The sequence below is a fragment of the Thermus amyloliquefaciens genome, assembly GCF_000744885.1.
GTDB lineage: Bacteria > Deinococcota > Deinococci > Deinococcales > Thermaceae > Thermus > Thermus amyloliquefaciens.
Window position 1 is genome coordinate 159577 of the sequence record NZ_JQMV01000003.1, and the last position, 16035, is coordinate 175611.

Genomic DNA, 16035 nt, shown 5'->3' on the forward strand with positions numbered 1-16035 from the left:
TCTTGACACTGGCCTTAGGGTGTGTTAGCCTATTCCCTCGGACAGGGTCCTATCCCCCGTCCTGCCACCCTAGCTCAACTGGCAGAGCACCCGACTTGTAATCGGGGGGTTGGGGGTTCAACTCCCCTGGGTGGCTCCAAGCGGGCGTGGGCAGGTGCCCGAGCGGCCAAAGGGGACGGTCTGTAAAACCGTTGGCGTATGCCTTCGCTGGTTCGAATCCAGCCCTGCCCACCAAAGGTGTGCCCAGCACACCCCATGCGGGAGTAGCTCAGTTGGTAGAGCATCGGCTTCCCAAGCCGAGGGTCGCGGGTTCGAGTCCCGTCTCCCGCTCCACGAGCTCGCGTAGCTCAGCAGGTAGAGCACACCCTTGGTAAGGGTGAGGTCGCCGGTTCGAGCCCGGCCGCGAGCTCCATCTTTTTGTCTGCCCTGGGCGTAGGGCCCCCAGGGCGGCTTTTGCGTGCAAGAAAGAAGGAGGAACCATGGCCAAGGGCGAGTTTATCCGTACGAAGCCTCACGTGAACGTGGGGACGATTGGGCACGTGGACCACGGGAAGACGACGTTGACGGCGGCGCTGACGTTTGTAGCGGCGGCGGAGAACCCGAACGTGGAGGTGAAGGACTACGGGGAGATTGACAAGGCGCCGGAGGAGCGTGCGCGGGGGATTACCATCAACACGGCGCACGTGGAGTACGAGACGGCGAAGCGGCACTATTCGCACGTGGACTGCCCGGGTCACGCGGACTACATCAAGAACATGATCACGGGTGCGGCCCAGATGGACGGGGCGATTTTGGTGGTATCGGCGGCGGACGGGCCGATGCCCCAGACGCGGGAGCACATTTTGCTGGCCCGCCAGGTGGGGGTGCCGTACATCGTGGTGTTCATGAACAAGGTGGACATGGTGGACGACCCGGAACTTTTGGACCTGGTGGAGATGGAGGTGCGGGACCTCCTGAACCAGTACGAATTTCCTGGGGACGAGGTTCCGGTGATTCGCGGGAGCGCGCTTTTGGCGCTGGAGCAGATGCACAAGAATCCCCAGACGAAGCGTGGGGAGAACGAGTGGGTGGATAAGATTTGGGAGTTGTTGGACGCCATTGACGAGTACATACCCACGCCGGTGCGGGACGTGGACAAGCCGTTCTTGATGCCGGTGGAGGACGTGTTTACGATCACGGGTCGTGGGACGGTGGCCACGGGTCGTATTGAGCGTGGGAAGGTGAAGGTTGGGGACGAGGTGGAGATTGTGGGTTTGGCTCCTGAGACGCGGAAGACGGTGGTGACGGGTGTGGAGATGCACCGTAAGACGCTGCAGGAGGGGATTGCTGGGGACAACGTAGGTTTGTTGCTCCGGGGTGTAAGCCGGGAGGAAGTGGAGCGGGGCCAGGTGCTGGCGAAGCCCGGGAGCATTACGCCGCACACGAAGTTTGAGGCCTCGGTGTACATCTTGAAGAAGGAGGAGGGGGGCCGGCACACGGGGTTTTTTTCTGGGTACCGTCCGCAGTTTTACTTTCGGACGACGGATGTGACGGGGGTGGTGGAGTTGCCCTCGGGGGTGGAGATGGTGATGCCGGGGGACAACGTGACGTTTACGGTGGAGCTGATCAAGCCGGTGGCGTTGGAGGAGGGATTGCGGTTTGCCATTCGTGAGGGTGGGCGGACCGTGGGCGCCGGCGTGGTCACCAAGATCCTGGAGTAAGCTTGGGGGCGGCTAGCCGCCCCTCGAGGAAAGGAGGTGAACCATGGCCAGCGAAGTCCGCATCAAAATCCTCCTGGAGTGCACCGAATGCAAGCGCCGCAACTACGCCACCGAGAAGAACAAGCGCAACACCACCACCAAGCTGGAGCTGAAGAAGTACTGCCCCTGGTGCGATAAGCACACGGTGCACAAGGAAGTGAAAGTCTGATGTTTACCCGGATTGTTCGCTACTTCCAGGAAGCCCGGGCCGAGCTCGCCCGGGTTACCTGGCCCACGCGGGAGCAGATCGTGGAGGGTACCCAGGCCATCCTGGTCTTCACCGTGGTGGCCATGGTGATCTTGGGATTCTACGATCTTGTCTTCCGGTTCCTGATAGGGCTTGTGCGATGAGCATTGAATGGTACGCGGTCCACACCTACGTGGGGCAGGAGGAGAAGGCCAAGGCCAACCTGGAGAAGCGGGTTAAGGCCTTCGGCATGGAGGATAAGATCTTCCAGGTGCTCATTCCCACGGAGGAGGTGGTGGAACTCCGCGAGGGGGGCAAGAAGGAGGTCGTCAAGAAGAAGCTCTTCCCCGGCTATCTTTTTGTGCAGATGGACCTGGGGGATGAGGAGGAACCCAACGAGGCCTGGGAGGTGGTGCGGGGTACCCCGGGCATCACCGGCTTCGTGGGGGCAGGGCATAAGCCGGTGCCCCTTTCCCCCGACGAGGTGCGGCACATCCTGGAGGTGTCGGGGCTTTTGGGGAGGAAGGAGGCCCCCAAGGCCCAGGTGGCCTTTCGGGAGGGGGATCAGGTCCGGGTGGTTTCCGGCCCCTTTGCGGACTTTACCGGCACCGTGACCGAGATCAACCCGGAAAAGGGCAAGGTCAAGGTCATGGTCACCATCTTCGGGCGCGAGACCCCGGTGGAGCTGGATTTCTCCCAGGTGGTCAAGGCTTAGGAGGCGCTTGCACCCCCAACTTGGGGGGAGCCTAGGAGGGAAAAATGAAGAAAGTCGTTGCTGTGGTGAAGCTTCAGTTGCCGGCTGGCAAGGCCACGCCAGCACCCCCGGTGGGCCCGGCCTTGGGCCAACACGGGGCCAACATCATGGAGTTCGTGAAGGCCTTCAATGCGGCCACCGCCAACATGGGCGACGCCATCGTCCCCGTGGAGATCACCATCTACGCCGACCGTTCCTTCACCTTCATCACCAAGACCCCGCCCGCCAGCTACCTGATCCGCAAGGCGGCGGGGCTGGAGAAGGGGGCCCAGAAGCCCGGTCGGGAAAAGGTGGGCCGCATCACCTGGCAGCAGGTTCTGGAGATCGCCAAGCAGAAGATGCCCGACATGAACACCACCGACCTCGAGGCCGCTGCCCGCATGATCGCAGGCTCAGCCCGCTCCATGGGGGTGGAGGTGGTGGGCGCGCCGGAGGTGAAGGATGCCTAAGCACGGCAAGCGCTACCGGGCCCTTTTGGAAAAGGTGGACCCCACCCGGATCTACACCATCGATGAAGCCGCCCGGCTCGTCAAGGAGCTGGCCACGGCCAAGTTTGACGAGACCGTGGAGGTCCACGCCAAGTTGGGCATCGATCCCCGCAAGTCGGACCAGAACGTGCGCGGCACGGTCTCCCTCCCCCACGGCCTGGGCAAGCAGGTGCGGGTCCTGGCCATCGCCAAGGGGGAGAAGATCAAGGAGGCCGAGGAGGCCGGGGCCGACTACGTGGGCGGGGAGGAGATCATCCAGAAGATTCTGGACGGCTGGATGGACTTTGATGCGGTGGTGGCTACCCCGGACGTGATGGGGGCGGTGGGCTCCAAGCTGGGCCGCATCCTGGGGCCCCGGGGCCTCCTCCCCAACCCCAAGGCCGGCACCGTGGGCTTCAACATCGGGGAGATCATCAAGGAGATCAAGGCGGGCCGCATCGAGTTCCGCAACGACAAGACCGGGGCTATCCACGCCCCCGTGGGCAAGGCGAGCTTCCCGGAAGAGAAGATCGCCGAGAACATCCGGGCCTTCATCCGGGCCCTCGAGGCCAGCAAGCCCGAGGCGGCCAAGGGCACCTTCCTGCGCTCCGTCTACGTGACCAGCACCATGGGGCCCAGCATCCGCATCAACCCCCACTCCTAAGGGCCCTGAGGGTCAGGGCCAGGGGCCAGCTTGACCCCTGGCCCTTTTCCCTTTACACTTTCCTATGGCACCCCGGGCGCTCTTGCGCCCAGGCCAAAGACAGCGGGGGGCTAGAGGCCTTAAACATCCCGCCGAGGCGCTTGAGGGGGAGCGTTTCGCAGAAATCCCGAAAATTCGGCTGGGGTTCCCCTGCCCCAAAGGGAGGAAGGCGTGCCCAATAAGCGCAACGTTGAGCTTCTTGCCGCCCTCAAGGAGAACCTTGAGCGGGCCCGTGGCTCCTTCTTCCTGGTGAACTACCAGGGGCTCTCCGCCAAGGAAACCCACGCCCTGCGCCAGGCCCTGAAGGAGAAGGGGGCCAGGCTCTTCGTGGCCAAGAACACCCTGATCCGCATCGCCCTAAAGGAGCTTGGCCTGCCCGAGCTGGATGGCCTAGAGGGCCCGAGCGCCGTGGTCTTCTACGAGGACCCGGTGGCGGCGGCCAAGGCCCTTGCGGAGTTCGCCAAAAAGAACCCCAAGGGCATCCCCGAGGCCAAGGGCGGGCTCTTGCAGGGCCAGGTGCTCTCGGCCAAGGACGTGGCGGCTTTGGCGGAGCTTCCCACCATGGACGAGCTCCGGGCGGAGCTTGTGGGCGTGTTGCAGGCCCCCATGGCGGAGCTGGTGGGGATCTTGGGCGGTGTGGCCCGCGAGCTGGTAGGCATCCTGGAAGCGTACGCGGAGAAGAAGGCGGCGTAGGAGGTGGAAGATGGCTTTGGACATCGAACGCATCAAGGAAGAGCTTTCTCAGGCTACGGTTTTGGAACTCAAGCAGCTCATTGACGTGCTGAAGGAGGCCTGGGGTGTGACCGCGGCGGCTCCCGTGGCCGTGGCCGCGGCCCCTGCGGCGGCGGCGGCCGCTGCCCCCGTGGAGGAGAAGACCGAGTTTGACGTGATCCTCAAGGACGCGGGGGCCAAGAAGCTGGAGGTCATCAAGGAGCTTCGCGCCATCACCGGCTTGGGCCTCAAGGAGGCCAAGGACCTGGCGGAGAAGGGCGGCCCCGTCAAGGAGGGGATCCCCAAGGCCGAGGCCGAGGAGATCAAGAAGAAGCTCGAGGCCGTGGGCGCGGTGGTGGAGCTCAAGTAACCCTCCGCTTCCACGGGGTGCCCCCCAGGCCTAGAGGGCCTGGGGTTTTGGTTTCTAAGTACCCCGTGGTGGCTTGCGCCACGACGGGGACCCCGGAAAGACCTTGGGCATTGCGCCCATTGCGGCAACCTCCATGCCTCGGCACTTAGGGCCAGGGGATGGGGATTGGGAATACCATGGGAGCCATGGCGGAGCTTCCCCGGGTGGTGGTGGGGTTGACGGGGGCTAGCGGCATGCCCTACGCCCTGGACTTGCTGAGCACCCTAAAGGACCTTGCCGAGGTGCACCTGGTCTTGAGCCAGGGGGCCAAGCGGGTCCTTTGGGAGGAGATGGGCCTAAGCCCCAAGGACCTTTACCCCCTGGCCCACCGGGTCTACAAGGACGGCGACCTTGGTGCCCCCATCGCCTCGGGCTCCTTCCGAACCCAGGGGATGGTGGTGGTCCCCTGCTCCGCGAGCACCCTCAGCAAGGTGGCCCTGGGCCTGGCGGACACCCTCCTCACCCGGGCGGCCTACGTGCACCTTAAGGAGAAACGGCCCCTGGTCCTGGTGCCCCGGGAAACCCCCTTGCCCCTTCCCACCCTGAGGGCCATGGTGCAGGCGGCGGAGGCCGGGGCCTTGATCCTGCCGGCAAGCCCCGGCTTCTACCACCGGCCTAAGGAGATCCAGGACCTTTTGGGCTTCATCACCCAGCGCATCCTGGACCACCTGGGCCTAAGCGCCCAGCGGGCTCCCCGCTGGGGGGAGGGGGGCTAAACCCCAGAAGGACCTGGGCCACCCCGCAGGACGGAAGGGGCGGCGGAGGGGGTTTGGGTTGTGTATGACGTTTTCTTGCATGCCTGCAGTGTTACGATGGAAAAGATGGTGACCACCCCGGAACAGAAGCTGGTGCTGGACACGGTGCGCCAGGTGGCCAAGGAGGTCCTGTACCCCTTGGCCCCGGAGTACGACCGCACGGGGGAATACCCCTGGCCCCAGCTAAAGGCCCTGGCCGAGCTGGGCTTTCTGGGCATGGCCACCCCGGAGGAGTGGGGCGGGGCGGGTTTGGACTCGGTCACCTGGGCCTTGGCCCTAGAGGAGATCGCCGCCGCCGACCCCAGCGTGGCGGTGATCGTTTCCGTGACCAGCGGGCTTCCCCAGTACATGCTCCTGCGCTTCGGCACCGAGGCGCAAAAAAGGAGATACCTCCTCCCCCTGGCCCGGGGGGAGTGGATCGGGGCCTTCTGCCTCACCGAGCCCCAGGCGGGTTCCGATGCCGCAAGCCTCCGCACGGAGGCCAGGAGGGTGCCCGGGGGCTATGTGCTGAACGGCACCAAAAGCTGGATCACCTCCGCCGGCCAGGCCCATCTCTATGTGGTCATGGCCAGGGGCGAAAAGGGCATCAGCGCCTTTTTGGTGGAGAAGGATACCCCGGGCCTCTCCTTTGGCCCCCCTGAGGCGAAGATGGGCCTCCACGCCGCCCACACCGCCGAGGTGCGCTTGGAGGAGGTTTTCGTCCCCGAGGAGAACCTCCTGGGGGAGGAGGGGCGGGGCCTGGCCTACGCCCTGGCGGGCCTGGACTCCGGCAGGGTCGGGGTGGCGGCCCAGGCGGTGGGCATCGCCCGGGGGGCCTTTGAGATCGCCAAGGCCTACGCGGACCAAAGGGAGCAGTTCGGCAAGAGGCTAAGGGAGCACCAGGCCATCGCCTTCAAGATTGCCGACATGCACGTGAAAATCGCCGCCGCCAGGGCCTTGGTGCTGGAGGCCGCCAGGAAGAAGGACTCCGGGGAGCGGTTCACCCTCGAGGCCAGCGCCGCCAAGCTCTTCGCCAGCAGCGCGGCGGTGGAGGTGACCCGGGAGGCGGTGCAGGTCCTGGGGGGATACGGCTACCACCGGGACTACCGGGTGGAGCGCTACTACCGGGACGCCAAGGTCACGGAGATCTACGAGGGCACCTCGGAGATCCAGCGCCACATCATCGCCCGGGAGCTTTACCGGTAGCCCGCCCCGGCCCTTCCCTTTCTCATCCTCCCGTCTTAGGGTGGGAAGGGTATGGTCCGCCGCCTCCTTTCCCTGTCCCGGCCCCTCTACTGGCTCTACGAAAAGCGCCTCCTTCAGGAGGTGAAAGGAGGCCCGCTTCCCAAGCACCTGGGCCTCATCCTGGATGGGAACCGCCGCTACGCCAAGGCCTTGGGCTTGGCCCCGGTGAAGGGGCACGAGTTTGGGGTCCAGAAGGCCTACGAGGTCCTGGAATGGTGCCTGGAGATGGGCATCCGGACGGTGACGGTCTGGGTCTTCTCCACGGATAACTTCCGGCGCCCGCCCGAGGAGGTGGAGGAGCTCATGCGCCTTTTCGTGCGGGAGGCGGAAAGGATGGCGGAGGATCACCGCATCCTGGAGCACCAGGTGCAGGTGCGCTTCATCGGGCGGCGGGAGGGGTTTTCCCAGGAGGTGCTAAGGGCCCTGGAGCGCCTCGAGGCCAAGACCCGGCACCACCAGGGCATGGTGTTGAACATCGCCTTGGGCTACGGGGGGAGGGAGGAGATCGTGGATGCGGTGAAAAGGCTTCTTTTGGAGGCGGATCAAAGGGGCCTTTCCCCCAAGGAGGTGGCGGAAGGGCTTACCCCTGAGGCGATCGCCCGCCACCTCTACACCGCAGGCCTGCCCGACCCGGACTTCATCATCCGCACCTCGGGGGAGATTAGGCTTTCCGGCTTCCTCCTTTGGCAGTCCGCTTACTCCGAGTTCTACTTCGCCGACGTGCTTTGGCCGGAGTTCCGGAAGATCGATTTCTTGAGGGCCCTCCGCAGCTACCAGGCCCGCGAGCGCCGGTTTGGCCGTTGACAAAAGAGGAGGTTTCGTATACCCTTACAGGCAAGATGCTGGCCCTTGAGAAAAAACTCGGCCGCCGGGGGGTAGGGTAGCCCCAGAGGGTTCCTTATCCCCCGGCCCGAGTTCGGGCCGGTTTTCTTTTGGGGAGGGGCGCATGCGGGAATGGAAGATTATTGATTCCACCTTACGGGAAGGCGAGCAGTTTGAACGGGCCAACTTTTCCACGGAGGACAAGATCGCCATCGCCAAGGCCCTGGATGAGTTCGGCGTGGAGTACATCGAGGTGACCACCCCCATGGCCTCCCCCCAGTCCCGGAAGGACGCGGAGGTCCTGGCCTCCTTGGGGCTCAGGGCCAAGGTGGTGACCCACATCCAAACCCGGATGGAGGCCGCCAAGGTGGCGGTGGAAACGGGGGTCCAGGGCATTGACCTCCTCTTTGGCACCAGCAAGTACCTGCGGGCGGCCCACGGGCGGGACATCCCCCGCATCATTGAGGAGGCCAGGGAGGTCATTAGCTACATCCGGGAGGCGGCCCCCCACGTGGAGGTGCGCTTCTCCGCCGAGGACACCTTCCGTTCCGACGAGCACGATCTCCTGGAGATCTACGGGGCCATCGCCCCCTATGTGGACCGGGTGGGCCTGGCGGACACCGTGGGCATCGCCACCCCCAGGCAGGTCTATGCCCTGGTGCGGGAGGTGCGGCGGGTGGTGGGCCCCAGCGTGGACATAGAGTTCCACGGGCACAACGACACCGGCTGCGCCATCGCCAACGCCTTTGAGGCCATTGAGGCGGGGGCCACCCACGTGGACACCACCATCCTGGGGATCGGGGAGCGGAACGGGATCACCCCCTTGGGGGGCTTCCTGGCCCGCATGTTCACCCTGCAACCCGAGTACGTGCGCGGGAAGTACAAGCTGGAGATGCTTCCCGAGCTGGACCGCATGGTGGCCAAGATGGTGGGGGTTGAGATCCCCTTCAACAACTACATCACCGGGGAAACCGCCTTCAGCCACAAGGCGGGGATGCACCTCAAGGCCATCTACATCAACCCCGAGTCCTACGAGCCTTATCCGCCTGAGGTCTTTGGGGTGAAGCGCAAGCTCATCATCGCCTCCAAGCTCACGGGCCGGCACGCCATCAAGGCGCGGGCGGAGGAGCTGGGCCTGCACTACGGGGAGGAGGAATTGGCCCGCATCACCCAGCACATCAAGGCCCTGGCGGATAAGGGGCAGCTGACCCTGGAGGAGCTGGACCGGATCCTGAGGGAGTGGATCACGGCATGAGGCTAAAGGTCCCGGAACTCCCCCTCGGTGAGGCCGGCTTGCCTCGGGATGGTGCCCTTGGGAAGCCCTTCCCTATGGAAGGGCATCACCACGATCCGGCCATCGGGGTGGGTGTAAAGCCGATGCCCCCCTTTGGCCATGCGCTCCTCAAACCCCAGGCGCTGAGGCTTTCTGGCAACCTCCTCGGGTATAGGCTTCTATCCCCACCTGCACCGTGCGGACATCTGGGGGAAGAGGGCGGCCTGTTTCCTTCAGGTAGGCCAGCGCCAACTCCAAGGCTTCTTTGGCGTGGGCCAAGGCTTCCTCGAGGGTTCGGCCAAAGGAGTGGGCCTCGAGGATGGCAGGGAACTCGGCGATCCAGGTTCCCGGGGTTTCAGGGTCATAGACGAGAGCCGTGTGGGTCCTACCCTCAGTATAGGAGGCGGGCATGGGCATGACCTTGGCGGAAAAGATCCTTTCCAGGAAGGCGGGAAGAGAGGTGAGGGCCGGGGAGCTTTTGGTGGTGGAGGTGGACCAGGTGATGGTGGTGGACTCCATCGCCGGGAGTTTCTTCAAGCGGCTGGAGTACCTGAACGCCACCCCCCGCTACCCGGAACGGGTTTCCATCGTCATCGACCACGTGGCCCCGGCGGCGAACCTCGAGGTGGCCAAGGCCCAGAAGGAGATCCGCGAGTGGGGGCATAAGCACGGCATCCGCGTCTTTGACGTGGGCCGGGGGGTCTGCCACCAGGTGCTCGTGGAGGAGGGCCTGGCCCAGCCGGGATGGGTGGTGGTGGGTTCGGACTCCCACTCCACCACCTACGGGGCCGTGGGGGCCTTCGGCACGGGCATGGGGGCCACGGACATCGCCTTGGCCGCCGCCAGCGGGCGCACCTGGCTCCGGGTGCCGGAAAGCGTCAAGGTGGTCTTCCGGGGGAGGCCTCCTAAAGGGGTCACCGCCAAGGACGCCGCCTTGGAGATGGTGCGCCTCCTCACCGCGGAAGGGGCCACCTACATGGCGGTGGAGATCCACCTGGTGGACGGGGCGGAAACCTTGAGCCGGGGCGAGCGCATGACCCTCGCCAACCTCACGGTGGAGGCGGGGGCCAAGGCGGGGCTGGTGGTGCCCTCGGGGGAGATCCTGGAGCTTTACCGGGTGCCCGATTGGCTCTACCCCGACCCCGATGCCCGGTACGTGCGGGAGGTGGAGATTGACCTTTCCACCCTCACCCCCCGGGTCTCCGTCCCCTTCTATGTGGACAACGTGCAGGAGGTGGCCGCCGTGCGGGGCAAGCGGGTGGACCAGGTCTTCATCGGCACCTGCACCAACGGGCGCATAGAGGACCTAAGGGCCGCCGCCGAGGTGCTAAGGGGGCGGAGGGTGGCCCCGGGGGTGCGCCTTCTGGTGATCCCCGCCAGCTCCCAAGTCCTGGAGGAGGCCGCCCGGGACGGCACCCTCCTCACCCTCTTGGAGGCGGGGGCCACCCTCGGCACCCCCGGGTGCGGCCCCTGCATGGGGCGGCACATGGGGGTCCTGGCCCCGGGGGAGGTGTGCGTGTCCACCAGCAACCGCAACTTCCGGGGGCGGATGGGGGCGCCCGACGCCGAGATCTACCTGGCAAGCCCTCGGGTGGCGGCGGCCAGCGCCGTGGCCGGGTATATCGCCACCCCCGAGGACCTTCTCCCTTTGGAGGAAGCCCATGCCTAGGGTTTGGAAGTTTGGCGACCAGATCAACACCGACGACATCCTTCCCGGCAAGTACGCCCCCTTCATGGTGGGCGAGGACCGCTTCCACACCTTCGCCTTCGCCCACCTGCGGCCTGGGTTCGCCCAGGAGGTGAGGCCCGGGGACATCCTGGTTTTCGGAAGGAACGCCGGGCTTGGCAGTAGCCGGGAGTATGCCCCAGAGGCCCTGAAGCGCCTCGGCGTCCGGGCGGTGATCGCCAAGAGCTACGCCCGCATCTTCTTCCGCAACCTGGTGAACCTGGGGATCGTTCCCTTTGAGTCGGAGGAGGTGGTGGATGCGCTAGAGGACGGGGATGAGGTGGAGCTGGATCTGGAAACGGGGGTGCTGGTGCGGGGAGGGGAACGCTTCGCCCTTCGTCCCCCGCCGCCTTTTTTGCTGGAGGCCCTGAGGGAAGGGTCGCTCTTGGACTACTACAAGAAGCACGGCCGCTTCCCGGGGGAGTAGACTGGACGCATGGAGGACCTGGAGATCACCTGCCCGGTGTGCGGCGAGGCCAGCCTGGTGCTGGCCGAGGACCTGGAGACCCTCGAGGTGGGGGACGTTCTGGAGTGCGAGGCCTGCGGGGCCTTCCTGGAGGTGGTCTCCCTGGACCCCCTGGAGGTGGAGGTGACGGAGGAGGGCTTGGAGGGCTTCTTCGTGGACTGCCCCCGTTGCGGCTACACCCTGGAGGTGTCCGAGGAGGACCAAGGCCAAGAGGTGGAGTGCCCGGAGTGCGGCTTCCGGTTTGTCCCTGACTGGAGCGAGGTTGAGGAGGACGAGGAATGGTAGCCACTTGCCCTGAGTGCGGTGCGGAACTTACCTTGGAAAACCCCGAGCTTGGCGAGCTGATCGTCTGCGAGGACTGCGGCGCGGAGTTGGAGGTGGTGGGGCTAGACCCCTTGCGCCTGGAGCCCGCCCCGGAGGAGGCCGAGGACTGGGGGGAGTGAGCCTAGGCCGGGCTTCCCAAGGGGCCTTTCCCCCGACCGGGCCCGGGCCCGGTCGGGGCGCCTAAGGGGAGAGGTGCCATGCTGGCCATCCTGTACGACCGCATCCGCCCCGACGAGAGGATGCTCTTTGAGCGGGCTGAGGCCCTGGGCATCCCCCACAAGAAGGTCTACGTCCCCGCCTTGCGCATGGTCCTGGGGGAAAGGCCCAAGGAGCTGGAGGGGGTCACGGTGGCCCTGGAGCGGTGCGTGAGCCAGACCCGGGGCCTGGCCGTGGCCCGTTACCTCACCGCCTTGGGCATCCCCGTGGTGAACCGGCCGGAGGTCATGGAGACCTGCGGGGACAAGTGGGCCACCAGCGTGGCCCTGGAACGGGCGGGGCTTCCCCAGCCCAGGACCGCCCTCCTCACCGAGGCCGAGGAGGCCCTAAGGCTCATGGAGGAATGGGGCTATCCCGTGGTGCTGAAGCCGGTGATCGGGAGCTGGGGCCGCCTCCTCGCCAAGGTCACCGACCGGGAGGCGGCGGAGGCCATCTTGGAGCACAAGGAAGTTCTGGGGGGCTTCCAGCACCAGCTTTTGTACCTCCAGGAGTACGTGCGCAAGCCGGGGCGGGACATAAGGGTCTTCGTGGTGGGGGATCGGGCCATCGCCGCCATCTACCGCCGTAGCCAGCACTGGATCACCAACACCGCCCGGGGCGGGCAGGCGGAAAACTGCCCCGTAACCCCGGAGCTCGCGGAGCTTTCGGTGCGGGCGGCCCAGGCGGTGGGGGGCGGGGTGGTGGCCATTGACCTCTTTGAGTCGGAGCGGGGCCTTTTGGTGAACGAGGTGAACCACACCATGGAGTTCAAGAACTCGGTGCACACCACCGGGGTGGACATCCCCGGGGAGATCCTGCGCTACGCCTGGGAGGTGGTCCGTGGATAGGAAGACCCTTTCCATCGTGGGGGCCTCGGGGTACGCGGGGGGGGAGTTTTTGCGCCTGGCCCTGGCCCACCCCCACCTCGAGGTGAAGCAGGTGACCTCCAGGCGCTTCGCCGGGGAGCCGGTGCACTTCGTCCACCCCAACCTCAGGGGGAGAACGCACCTGAAGTTCATCCCCCCGGAGCGGTTGGAGCCCGCGGACATCCTGGTCCTGGCCCTGCCCCACGGGGTCTTGGCCCGGGAGTTTGAGCGCTACGCCGCCCTGGCCCCCGTTCTCATTGACCTTTCCGCGGACTTCCGCCTCAAGGACCCCGGGCTTTACCGCAAGTACTACGGGGAGCACCCCCGGCCCGAGCTTCTGGGCCGCTTCGTCTATGCCCTGCCCGAGCTCTACCGGAGGGAGCTTAGGGAGGCGGACTGGATGGCGGGGGCGGGGTGCAACGCCACCGCCACCATCCTGGGCCTCTACCCCCTCCTTAGGGGCGGGGTTTTGCGCCCGGGGCCCATCTTCGTCACCCTCCTCATCTCCACCTCGGCGGGTGGAGCCGAGCCGGGGCCGGCCAGCCACCACCCCGAGCGGGCGGGCTCCTTGAGGGTCTACAAGCCCACGGGCCACCGCCACACCGCCGAGGTGGTGGAGAACCTCCCGGGGAAGCCCGAGGTCCACCTCACCGCCATCGCCACCGACCGGGTTCGGGGCATCCTCATGACCGCCCAGGCCTTCCTGCAGGACGGCTGGAGCGAGCGGGACGTGTGGCAGGCCTACCGGGAGGCCTATGGGGAGGAGCCTTTCATTCGCATCGTCAAGCAGAAAAAGGGCATCCACCGCTACCCGGACCCCCGCTTCGTCCAGGGCACCAACTACGCGGACATCGGCTTTGAGCTGGATGAGGACACCGGGCGCCTGGTGGTCATGGTGGCCATCGACAACCTGGTGAAGGGCACCGCGGGCCACGCCCTCCAGGCCCTCAACATCCGCATGGGCTGGTCTGAGACCCTGGGGCTGGACTTCCCCGGGCTTCATCCTTAGGGGGTGGGGCGTGATCGTGGTCAAGGTGGGTGGTGCCGAGGGCATTGATTACCGGGCGGTGGCCAAGGACGCCGCCGCGTTGTGGAAGGAGGGGGTGAGGCTCCTTTTGGTCCACGGGGGAAGCGCCCTCACCAACCAGGTGGCGGAGGCCTTGGGGCACCCGCCCCGCTTCCTCACCCATCCCGGGGGGCAGGTGAGCCGCCTCACCGATAGGAAGACCCTGGACATCTTCCTCATGGTCTACTGCGGCCTCACCAACAAGCGCCTGGTGGAGCTCCTCCAGCAGGAAGGGGCCAACGCCGTGGGGCTTTCCGGGGTGGACGGGAGGCTTCTGGAAGGGCGCAGGAAGACCGCGGTGAAGTACGTGGAGGACGGCAAGGTGAAGATCCACCGCGGGGACTACACGGGCACGGTGGAGCGGGTGAACCGGGCCCTTTTGGACCTCCTCCTCGAGGCGGGCTATTTGCCCGTGATCACCCCCCCGGCCATCAGCCACGAGGGGGAGGCCATCAACACCGACGGGGACCAGGTGGCGGCCCTCCTCGCCACCGCCTATGGGGCCGAGGCCTTGGTCTACCTCTCCAACGTCCCGGGGCTTTTGGCGAACTACCCCGACGAGGCCAGCCTGGTGCGGGAGATCCCCGTGGAACAGGTGGAAAGCCCCGAGTACCTGGCCCTGGCCCAGGGGCGGATGAAGCGCAAGGTGATGGGGGCGGTGGAGGCGGTGAGGGGGGGAGTGAAGCGGGTGATCTTCGCCGATGCCCGGGTGGAAAACCCCATAAGGCGGGCCCTGGCCGGGGAGGGCACCGTGGTACGCTAGACCCATGGTGCGCTTTGCCCTGGTCCTCCACGCCCACCTCCCCTATGTGCGCTCCCACGGGATGTGGCCCTTTGGGGAGGAGACCCTTTACGAGGCTATGGCGGAAACCTATCTGCCCTTGGTGCGAGCCCTGGAAAGGCTTAACCAAGAGGGCGTGGAGGTCCGTTTCACCCTGGGCGTCACCCCCATCCTGGCGGAGCAGCTGGCCGATGGCCGCATCAAGGAGGGCTTCCGCGCCTACGCCCAGGACCGCCTGGAGAGGGCCCAAGGGGACTACCTGCGCTACCAGGGGACGGACCTCGAGGCCAGCGCCCGCCACCAGGTGGCCTTCTGGGAGCTCACCCTGGACCATTTCCACCACCTGGGAGGGGACCTCCTCCAAGCCTTCCGCCGGGCCCAGGACCGGGGCCAGGTGGAGCTTCTCACCAGCAGCGCCACCCACGGCTACTCCCCCCTTCTGGGGTACGATGAGGCCCTTTGGGCCCAGATCAAGACGGGGGTGGCCACCTACCGCCGCCACTTTGCTCAGGACCCCACGGGCTACTGGCTCCCCGAGATGGCCTACCGGCCCCGGGGCCCGTGGAGGCCCCCCGTGGAAGGGGCCCCGGAAGGGATTAGGCCAGGGGTGGACGAGCTCCTCATGCGGGCGGGGATCCGCTACACCTTCGTGGACGCCCACCTGGTGCAGGGAGGGAAGGCCCTTTCCCCCTACGGGGAGGCCTCCTTGCGGGTGGCGAGCGCCGAGGCCACCTACCACGTCCACGAGCTGGAGTCGGGCCTGAGGGTGTTGGCCCGCAACCTGGAGACCTCCTTGCAGGTGTGGAGCGCCGACTACGGCTATCCCGGGGAGGGGCTTTACCGGGAGTTCCACCGCAAGGATCCCCTCTCCGGCCTCCACCACTGGCGGGTCACCCACCGCCAGGCCGACCTCTCCGCCAAGGCCCCCTACGACCCCGAGGCGGCCTTCCGCAAGGTGAGGGAGCACGCCGCCCACTTTGTGGATCTGGTGGAGCGCCTGGCCCGGGAGCACCCGGATGGGGTCATCCTCGCCCCCTATGACGCCGAGCTCTTCGGCCACTGGTGGTACGAGGGGGTGGCCTGGCTAGAGGAGGTGCTGCGGCGTCTTGCCCGCGCCAAGGGGGTGCGGGCGGTGACCGTCAAGGAGGCGGTGCAGGGCAAGGCGGTGCGCACCGCCTTGCCCGAGGGCTCCTGGGGCCGGGGTGGGGACCATAGGGTCTGGCTCAACGAGGCCACCTTGGACTACTGGCGCACCGTCTACCGGGCGGAAGGGGCCATGCGGGAGGTGGTGCGCCGCGGGAGCCTGCCCCCCCGGGTGCTGCAGCAGGCCATGCGGGAGCTTTTGCTCCTCGAGGCCTCCGACTGGCCCTTCCTCATCGACACCGGCCAGGCGGCGGCGTACGCCAAGGAGCGTTACCGGGGGCATGCGGAGGCCTTCTTTAGGCTTCTTAAGGGGGTCTCCCCGGAGGAGCTTGCGGCCTTGGAGGCACAGGATAACCCCTTCCCCGAGGCGGACCCCAGGCTTTACCTGGAGCCCAGCAGGACCCCGCACGGGAGTGTAGGTTAA

At 66.3% G+C, this 16035-nt stretch carries 22 protein-coding genes and 4 tRNA genes; 24 read left to right on the forward strand and 2 right to left on the reverse strand.

What is annotated here, in order from left to right:
• Positions 1-63 precede the first annotated feature (63 nt).
• The 16 genes from BS74_RS01170 (at position 64) to lysS (ending at position 9026) form a co-directional block, all read left to right on the forward strand.
• A tRNA-Thr gene (locus BS74_RS01170) sits at positions 64-139 on the forward strand.
• A 9-nt stretch (positions 140-148) separates the two neighbouring features.
• Positions 149-234, forward strand: a tRNA-Tyr gene (locus BS74_RS01175).
• 23 nt (positions 235-257) lie between these two features.
• Positions 258-333 (forward strand) — tRNA-Gly (locus BS74_RS01180).
• A 3-nt stretch (positions 334-336) separates the two neighbouring features.
• Positions 337-412: transfer RNA gene (locus BS74_RS01185), tRNA-Thr, on the forward strand.
• A gap of 67 nt (positions 413-479) precedes the next feature.
• A complete protein-coding gene (gene tuf / locus BS74_RS01190; RefSeq protein ID WP_015716104.1) occupies positions 480-1700 on the forward strand; it encodes an elongation factor Tu in 1221 nt (406 codons plus the stop codon).
• A 43-nt stretch (positions 1701-1743) separates the two neighbouring features.
• Positions 1744-1908, forward strand: coding sequence for a 50S ribosomal protein L33 (rpmG, locus tag BS74_RS01195; protein WP_015716105.1), 165 nt, complete (start codon positions 1744-1746; stop codon positions 1906-1908).
• The gene (gene secE, locus BS74_RS01200) at positions 1908-2090 is read left to right on the forward strand and encodes a preprotein translocase subunit SecE (RefSeq protein WP_015716106.1); all 183 of its coding nucleotides are present in this window, start codon (positions 1908-1910) and stop codon (positions 2088-2090) included. Before rpmG ends, secE begins: the two co-directional genes overlap by 1 nt.
• Positions 2087-2641, forward strand: a complete 555-nt coding sequence (gene nusG / locus BS74_RS01205; RefSeq protein WP_038055318.1) for a transcription termination/antitermination protein NusG — start codon at positions 2087-2089, stop codon at positions 2639-2641. The genes secE and nusG overlap by 4 nt, the downstream gene beginning before the upstream one ends.
• A gap of 44 nt (positions 2642-2685) precedes the next feature.
• Positions 2686-3129, forward strand: a complete 444-nt coding sequence (rplK, locus tag BS74_RS01210; RefSeq protein WP_038055320.1) for a 50S ribosomal protein L11 — start codon at positions 2686-2688, stop codon at positions 3127-3129.
• Positions 3122-3811 carry a 50S ribosomal protein L1 gene (rplA, locus tag BS74_RS01215; protein WP_038055322.1) on the forward strand — a complete coding sequence of 230 codons (690 nt, stop codon included), beginning with the start codon at positions 3122-3124 and terminating at the stop codon, positions 3809-3811. Before rplK ends, rplA begins: the two co-directional genes overlap by 8 nt.
• A gap of 210 nt (positions 3812-4021) precedes the next feature.
• On the forward strand, positions 4022-4543 hold the full coding sequence (rplJ, locus tag BS74_RS01220) for a 50S ribosomal protein L10 (protein WP_038055323.1): 522 nt from the start codon (positions 4022-4024) through the stop codon (positions 4541-4543).
• 10 nt (positions 4544-4553) lie between these two features.
• Positions 4554-4931, forward strand: coding sequence for a 50S ribosomal protein L7/L12 (rplL, locus tag BS74_RS01225; RefSeq protein WP_038055324.1), 378 nt, complete (start codon positions 4554-4556; stop codon positions 4929-4931).
• 176 nt (positions 4932-5107) lie between these two features.
• A complete protein-coding gene (locus BS74_RS01230) occupies positions 5108-5686 on the forward strand; it encodes a UbiX family flavin prenyltransferase (RefSeq protein ID WP_185747669.1) in 579 nt (192 codons plus the stop codon).
• Positions 5687-5791: 105 nt separating this feature from the next.
• Entirely contained in the window at positions 5792-6910 is a 1119-nt protein-coding gene (locus BS74_RS01235) for an acyl-CoA dehydrogenase family protein (RefSeq protein WP_038058723.1), read from the forward strand.
• Positions 6911-6961: 51 nt separating this feature from the next.
• Positions 6962-7753, forward strand: coding sequence for an isoprenyl transferase (locus tag BS74_RS01240; protein WP_038055327.1), 792 nt, complete (start codon positions 6962-6964; stop codon positions 7751-7753).
• A gap of 142 nt (positions 7754-7895) precedes the next feature.
• Positions 7896-9026, forward strand: coding sequence for a homocitrate synthase (gene lysS, locus BS74_RS01245; RefSeq protein WP_038055328.1), 1131 nt, complete (start codon positions 7896-7898; stop codon positions 9024-9026).
• Between the two features lie 2 nt (positions 9027-9028).
• Here the strand turns inward: lysS and BS74_RS11580 are convergent, their stop codons facing one another.
• Together BS74_RS11580 and BS74_RS01255 are read right to left on the reverse strand one after the other, a co-directional pair.
• Positions 9029-9166, reverse strand: a complete 138-nt coding sequence (locus tag BS74_RS11580; RefSeq protein WP_081914540.1) for a type II toxin-antitoxin system HicA family toxin — start codon at positions 9164-9166, stop codon at positions 9029-9031.
• 7 nt (positions 9167-9173) lie between these two features.
• A complete protein-coding gene (locus BS74_RS01255) occupies positions 9174-9455 on the reverse strand; it encodes a type II toxin-antitoxin system HicB family antitoxin (RefSeq protein WP_051946706.1) in 282 nt (93 codons plus the stop codon).
• Between BS74_RS01255 and BS74_RS01260 the strand changes: the two genes are divergently transcribed.
• The 8 genes from BS74_RS01260 to BS74_RS01295 all read left to right on the forward strand — a co-directional run bounded on the left by BS74_RS01260 (position 9454) and on the right by BS74_RS01295 (position 16035).
• Positions 9454-10713, forward strand: coding sequence for a 3-isopropylmalate dehydratase large subunit (locus BS74_RS01260; protein ID WP_038055330.1), 1260 nt, complete (start codon positions 9454-9456; stop codon positions 10711-10713). The genes BS74_RS01255 and BS74_RS01260 overlap by 2 nt on opposite strands.
• Positions 10706-11197, forward strand: a complete 492-nt coding sequence (locus tag BS74_RS01265; protein WP_038055331.1) for a LeuD/DmdB family oxidoreductase small subunit — start codon at positions 10706-10708, stop codon at positions 11195-11197. Before BS74_RS01260 ends, BS74_RS01265 begins: the two co-directional genes overlap by 8 nt.
• 9 nt (positions 11198-11206) lie before the next feature.
• Positions 11207-11521 (forward strand): TFIIB-type zinc ribbon-containing protein, encoded by a 315-nt coding sequence (locus BS74_RS01270; protein ID WP_038055332.1) that lies wholly within the window; start codon positions 11207-11209, stop codon positions 11519-11521.
• Positions 11515-11679, forward strand: a complete 165-nt coding sequence (gene lysW, locus BS74_RS01275) for a lysine biosynthesis protein LysW (RefSeq protein ID WP_038055333.1) — start codon at positions 11515-11517, stop codon at positions 11677-11679. The genes BS74_RS01270 and lysW overlap by 7 nt, the downstream gene beginning before the upstream one ends.
• A 78-nt stretch (positions 11680-11757) precedes the next feature.
• Complete coding sequence (gene lysX / locus BS74_RS01280) at positions 11758-12603, forward strand: lysine biosynthesis protein LysX (RefSeq protein ID WP_038055334.1); 846 nt, start codon at positions 11758-11760, stop codon at positions 12601-12603.
• Positions 12596-13630: an N-acetyl-gamma-glutamyl-phosphate reductase gene (gene argC, locus BS74_RS01285; protein ID WP_038055335.1), complete on the forward strand. Its 1035-nt coding sequence runs from the start codon at positions 12596-12598 to the stop codon at positions 13628-13630. Before lysX ends, argC begins: the two co-directional genes overlap by 8 nt.
• 10 nt (positions 13631-13640) lie before the next feature.
• Complete coding sequence (locus BS74_RS01290) at positions 13641-14450, forward strand: [LysW]-aminoadipate kinase (RefSeq protein WP_038055337.1); 810 nt, start codon at positions 13641-13643, stop codon at positions 14448-14450.
• 4 nt (positions 14451-14454) lie between these two features.
• Positions 14455-16035: a 1,4-alpha-glucan branching protein gene (locus BS74_RS01295; protein ID WP_038055338.1), complete on the forward strand. Its 1581-nt coding sequence runs from the start codon at positions 14455-14457 to the stop codon at positions 16033-16035.

Coding starts and splice junctions, on each gene's coding strand:
- tuf (WP_015716104.1), top strand. CDS start 480: ATGGCCAAGGGCGAGTTTATCCGTACGAAGCCTCACGTGAACGTGGGG.
- rpmG (WP_015716105.1), top strand. CDS start 1,744: ATGGCCAGCGAAGTCCGCATCAAAATCCTCCTGGAGTGCACCGAATGC.
- secE (WP_015716106.1), top strand. CDS start 1,908: ATGTTTACCCGGATTGTTCGCTACTTCCAGGAAGCCCGGGCCGAGCTC.
- nusG (WP_038055318.1), top strand. CDS start 2,087: ATGAGCATTGAATGGTACGCGGTCCACACCTACGTGGGGCAGGAGGAG.
- rplK (WP_038055320.1), top strand. CDS start 2,686: ATGAAGAAAGTCGTTGCTGTGGTGAAGCTTCAGTTGCCGGCTGGCAAG.
- rplA (WP_038055322.1), top strand. CDS start 3,122: ATGCCTAAGCACGGCAAGCGCTACCGGGCCCTTTTGGAAAAGGTGGAC.
- rplL (WP_038055324.1), top strand. CDS start 4,554: ATGGCTTTGGACATCGAACGCATCAAGGAAGAGCTTTCTCAGGCTACG.
- BS74_RS01230 (WP_185747669.1), top strand. CDS start 5,108: ATGGGAGCCATGGCGGAGCTTCCCCGGGTGGTGGTGGGGTTGACGGGG.
- BS74_RS01235 (WP_038058723.1), top strand. CDS start 5,792: ATGGTGACCACCCCGGAACAGAAGCTGGTGCTGGACACGGTGCGCCAG.
- BS74_RS01240 (WP_038055327.1), top strand. CDS start 6,962: ATGGTCCGCCGCCTCCTTTCCCTGTCCCGGCCCCTCTACTGGCTCTAC.
- lysS (WP_038055328.1), top strand. CDS start 7,896: ATGCGGGAATGGAAGATTATTGATTCCACCTTACGGGAAGGCGAGCAG.
- BS74_RS11580 (WP_081914540.1), bottom strand. CDS start 9,166: ATGGCCAAAGGGGGGCATCGGCTTTACACCCACCCCGATGGCCGGATC.
- BS74_RS01260 (WP_038055330.1), top strand. CDS start 9,454: ATGGGCATGACCTTGGCGGAAAAGATCCTTTCCAGGAAGGCGGGAAGA.
- BS74_RS01255 (WP_051946706.1), bottom strand. CDS start 9,455: ATGCCCGCCTCCTATACTGAGGGTAGGACCCACACGGCTCTCGTCTAT.
- BS74_RS01265 (WP_038055331.1), top strand. CDS start 10,706: ATGCCTAGGGTTTGGAAGTTTGGCGACCAGATCAACACCGACGACATC.
- BS74_RS01270 (WP_038055332.1), top strand. CDS start 11,207: ATGGAGGACCTGGAGATCACCTGCCCGGTGTGCGGCGAGGCCAGCCTG.
- lysW (WP_038055333.1), top strand. CDS start 11,515: ATGGTAGCCACTTGCCCTGAGTGCGGTGCGGAACTTACCTTGGAAAAC.
- lysX (WP_038055334.1), top strand. CDS start 11,758: ATGCTGGCCATCCTGTACGACCGCATCCGCCCCGACGAGAGGATGCTC.
- BS74_RS01295 (WP_038055338.1), top strand. CDS start 14,455: ATGGTGCGCTTTGCCCTGGTCCTCCACGCCCACCTCCCCTATGTGCGC.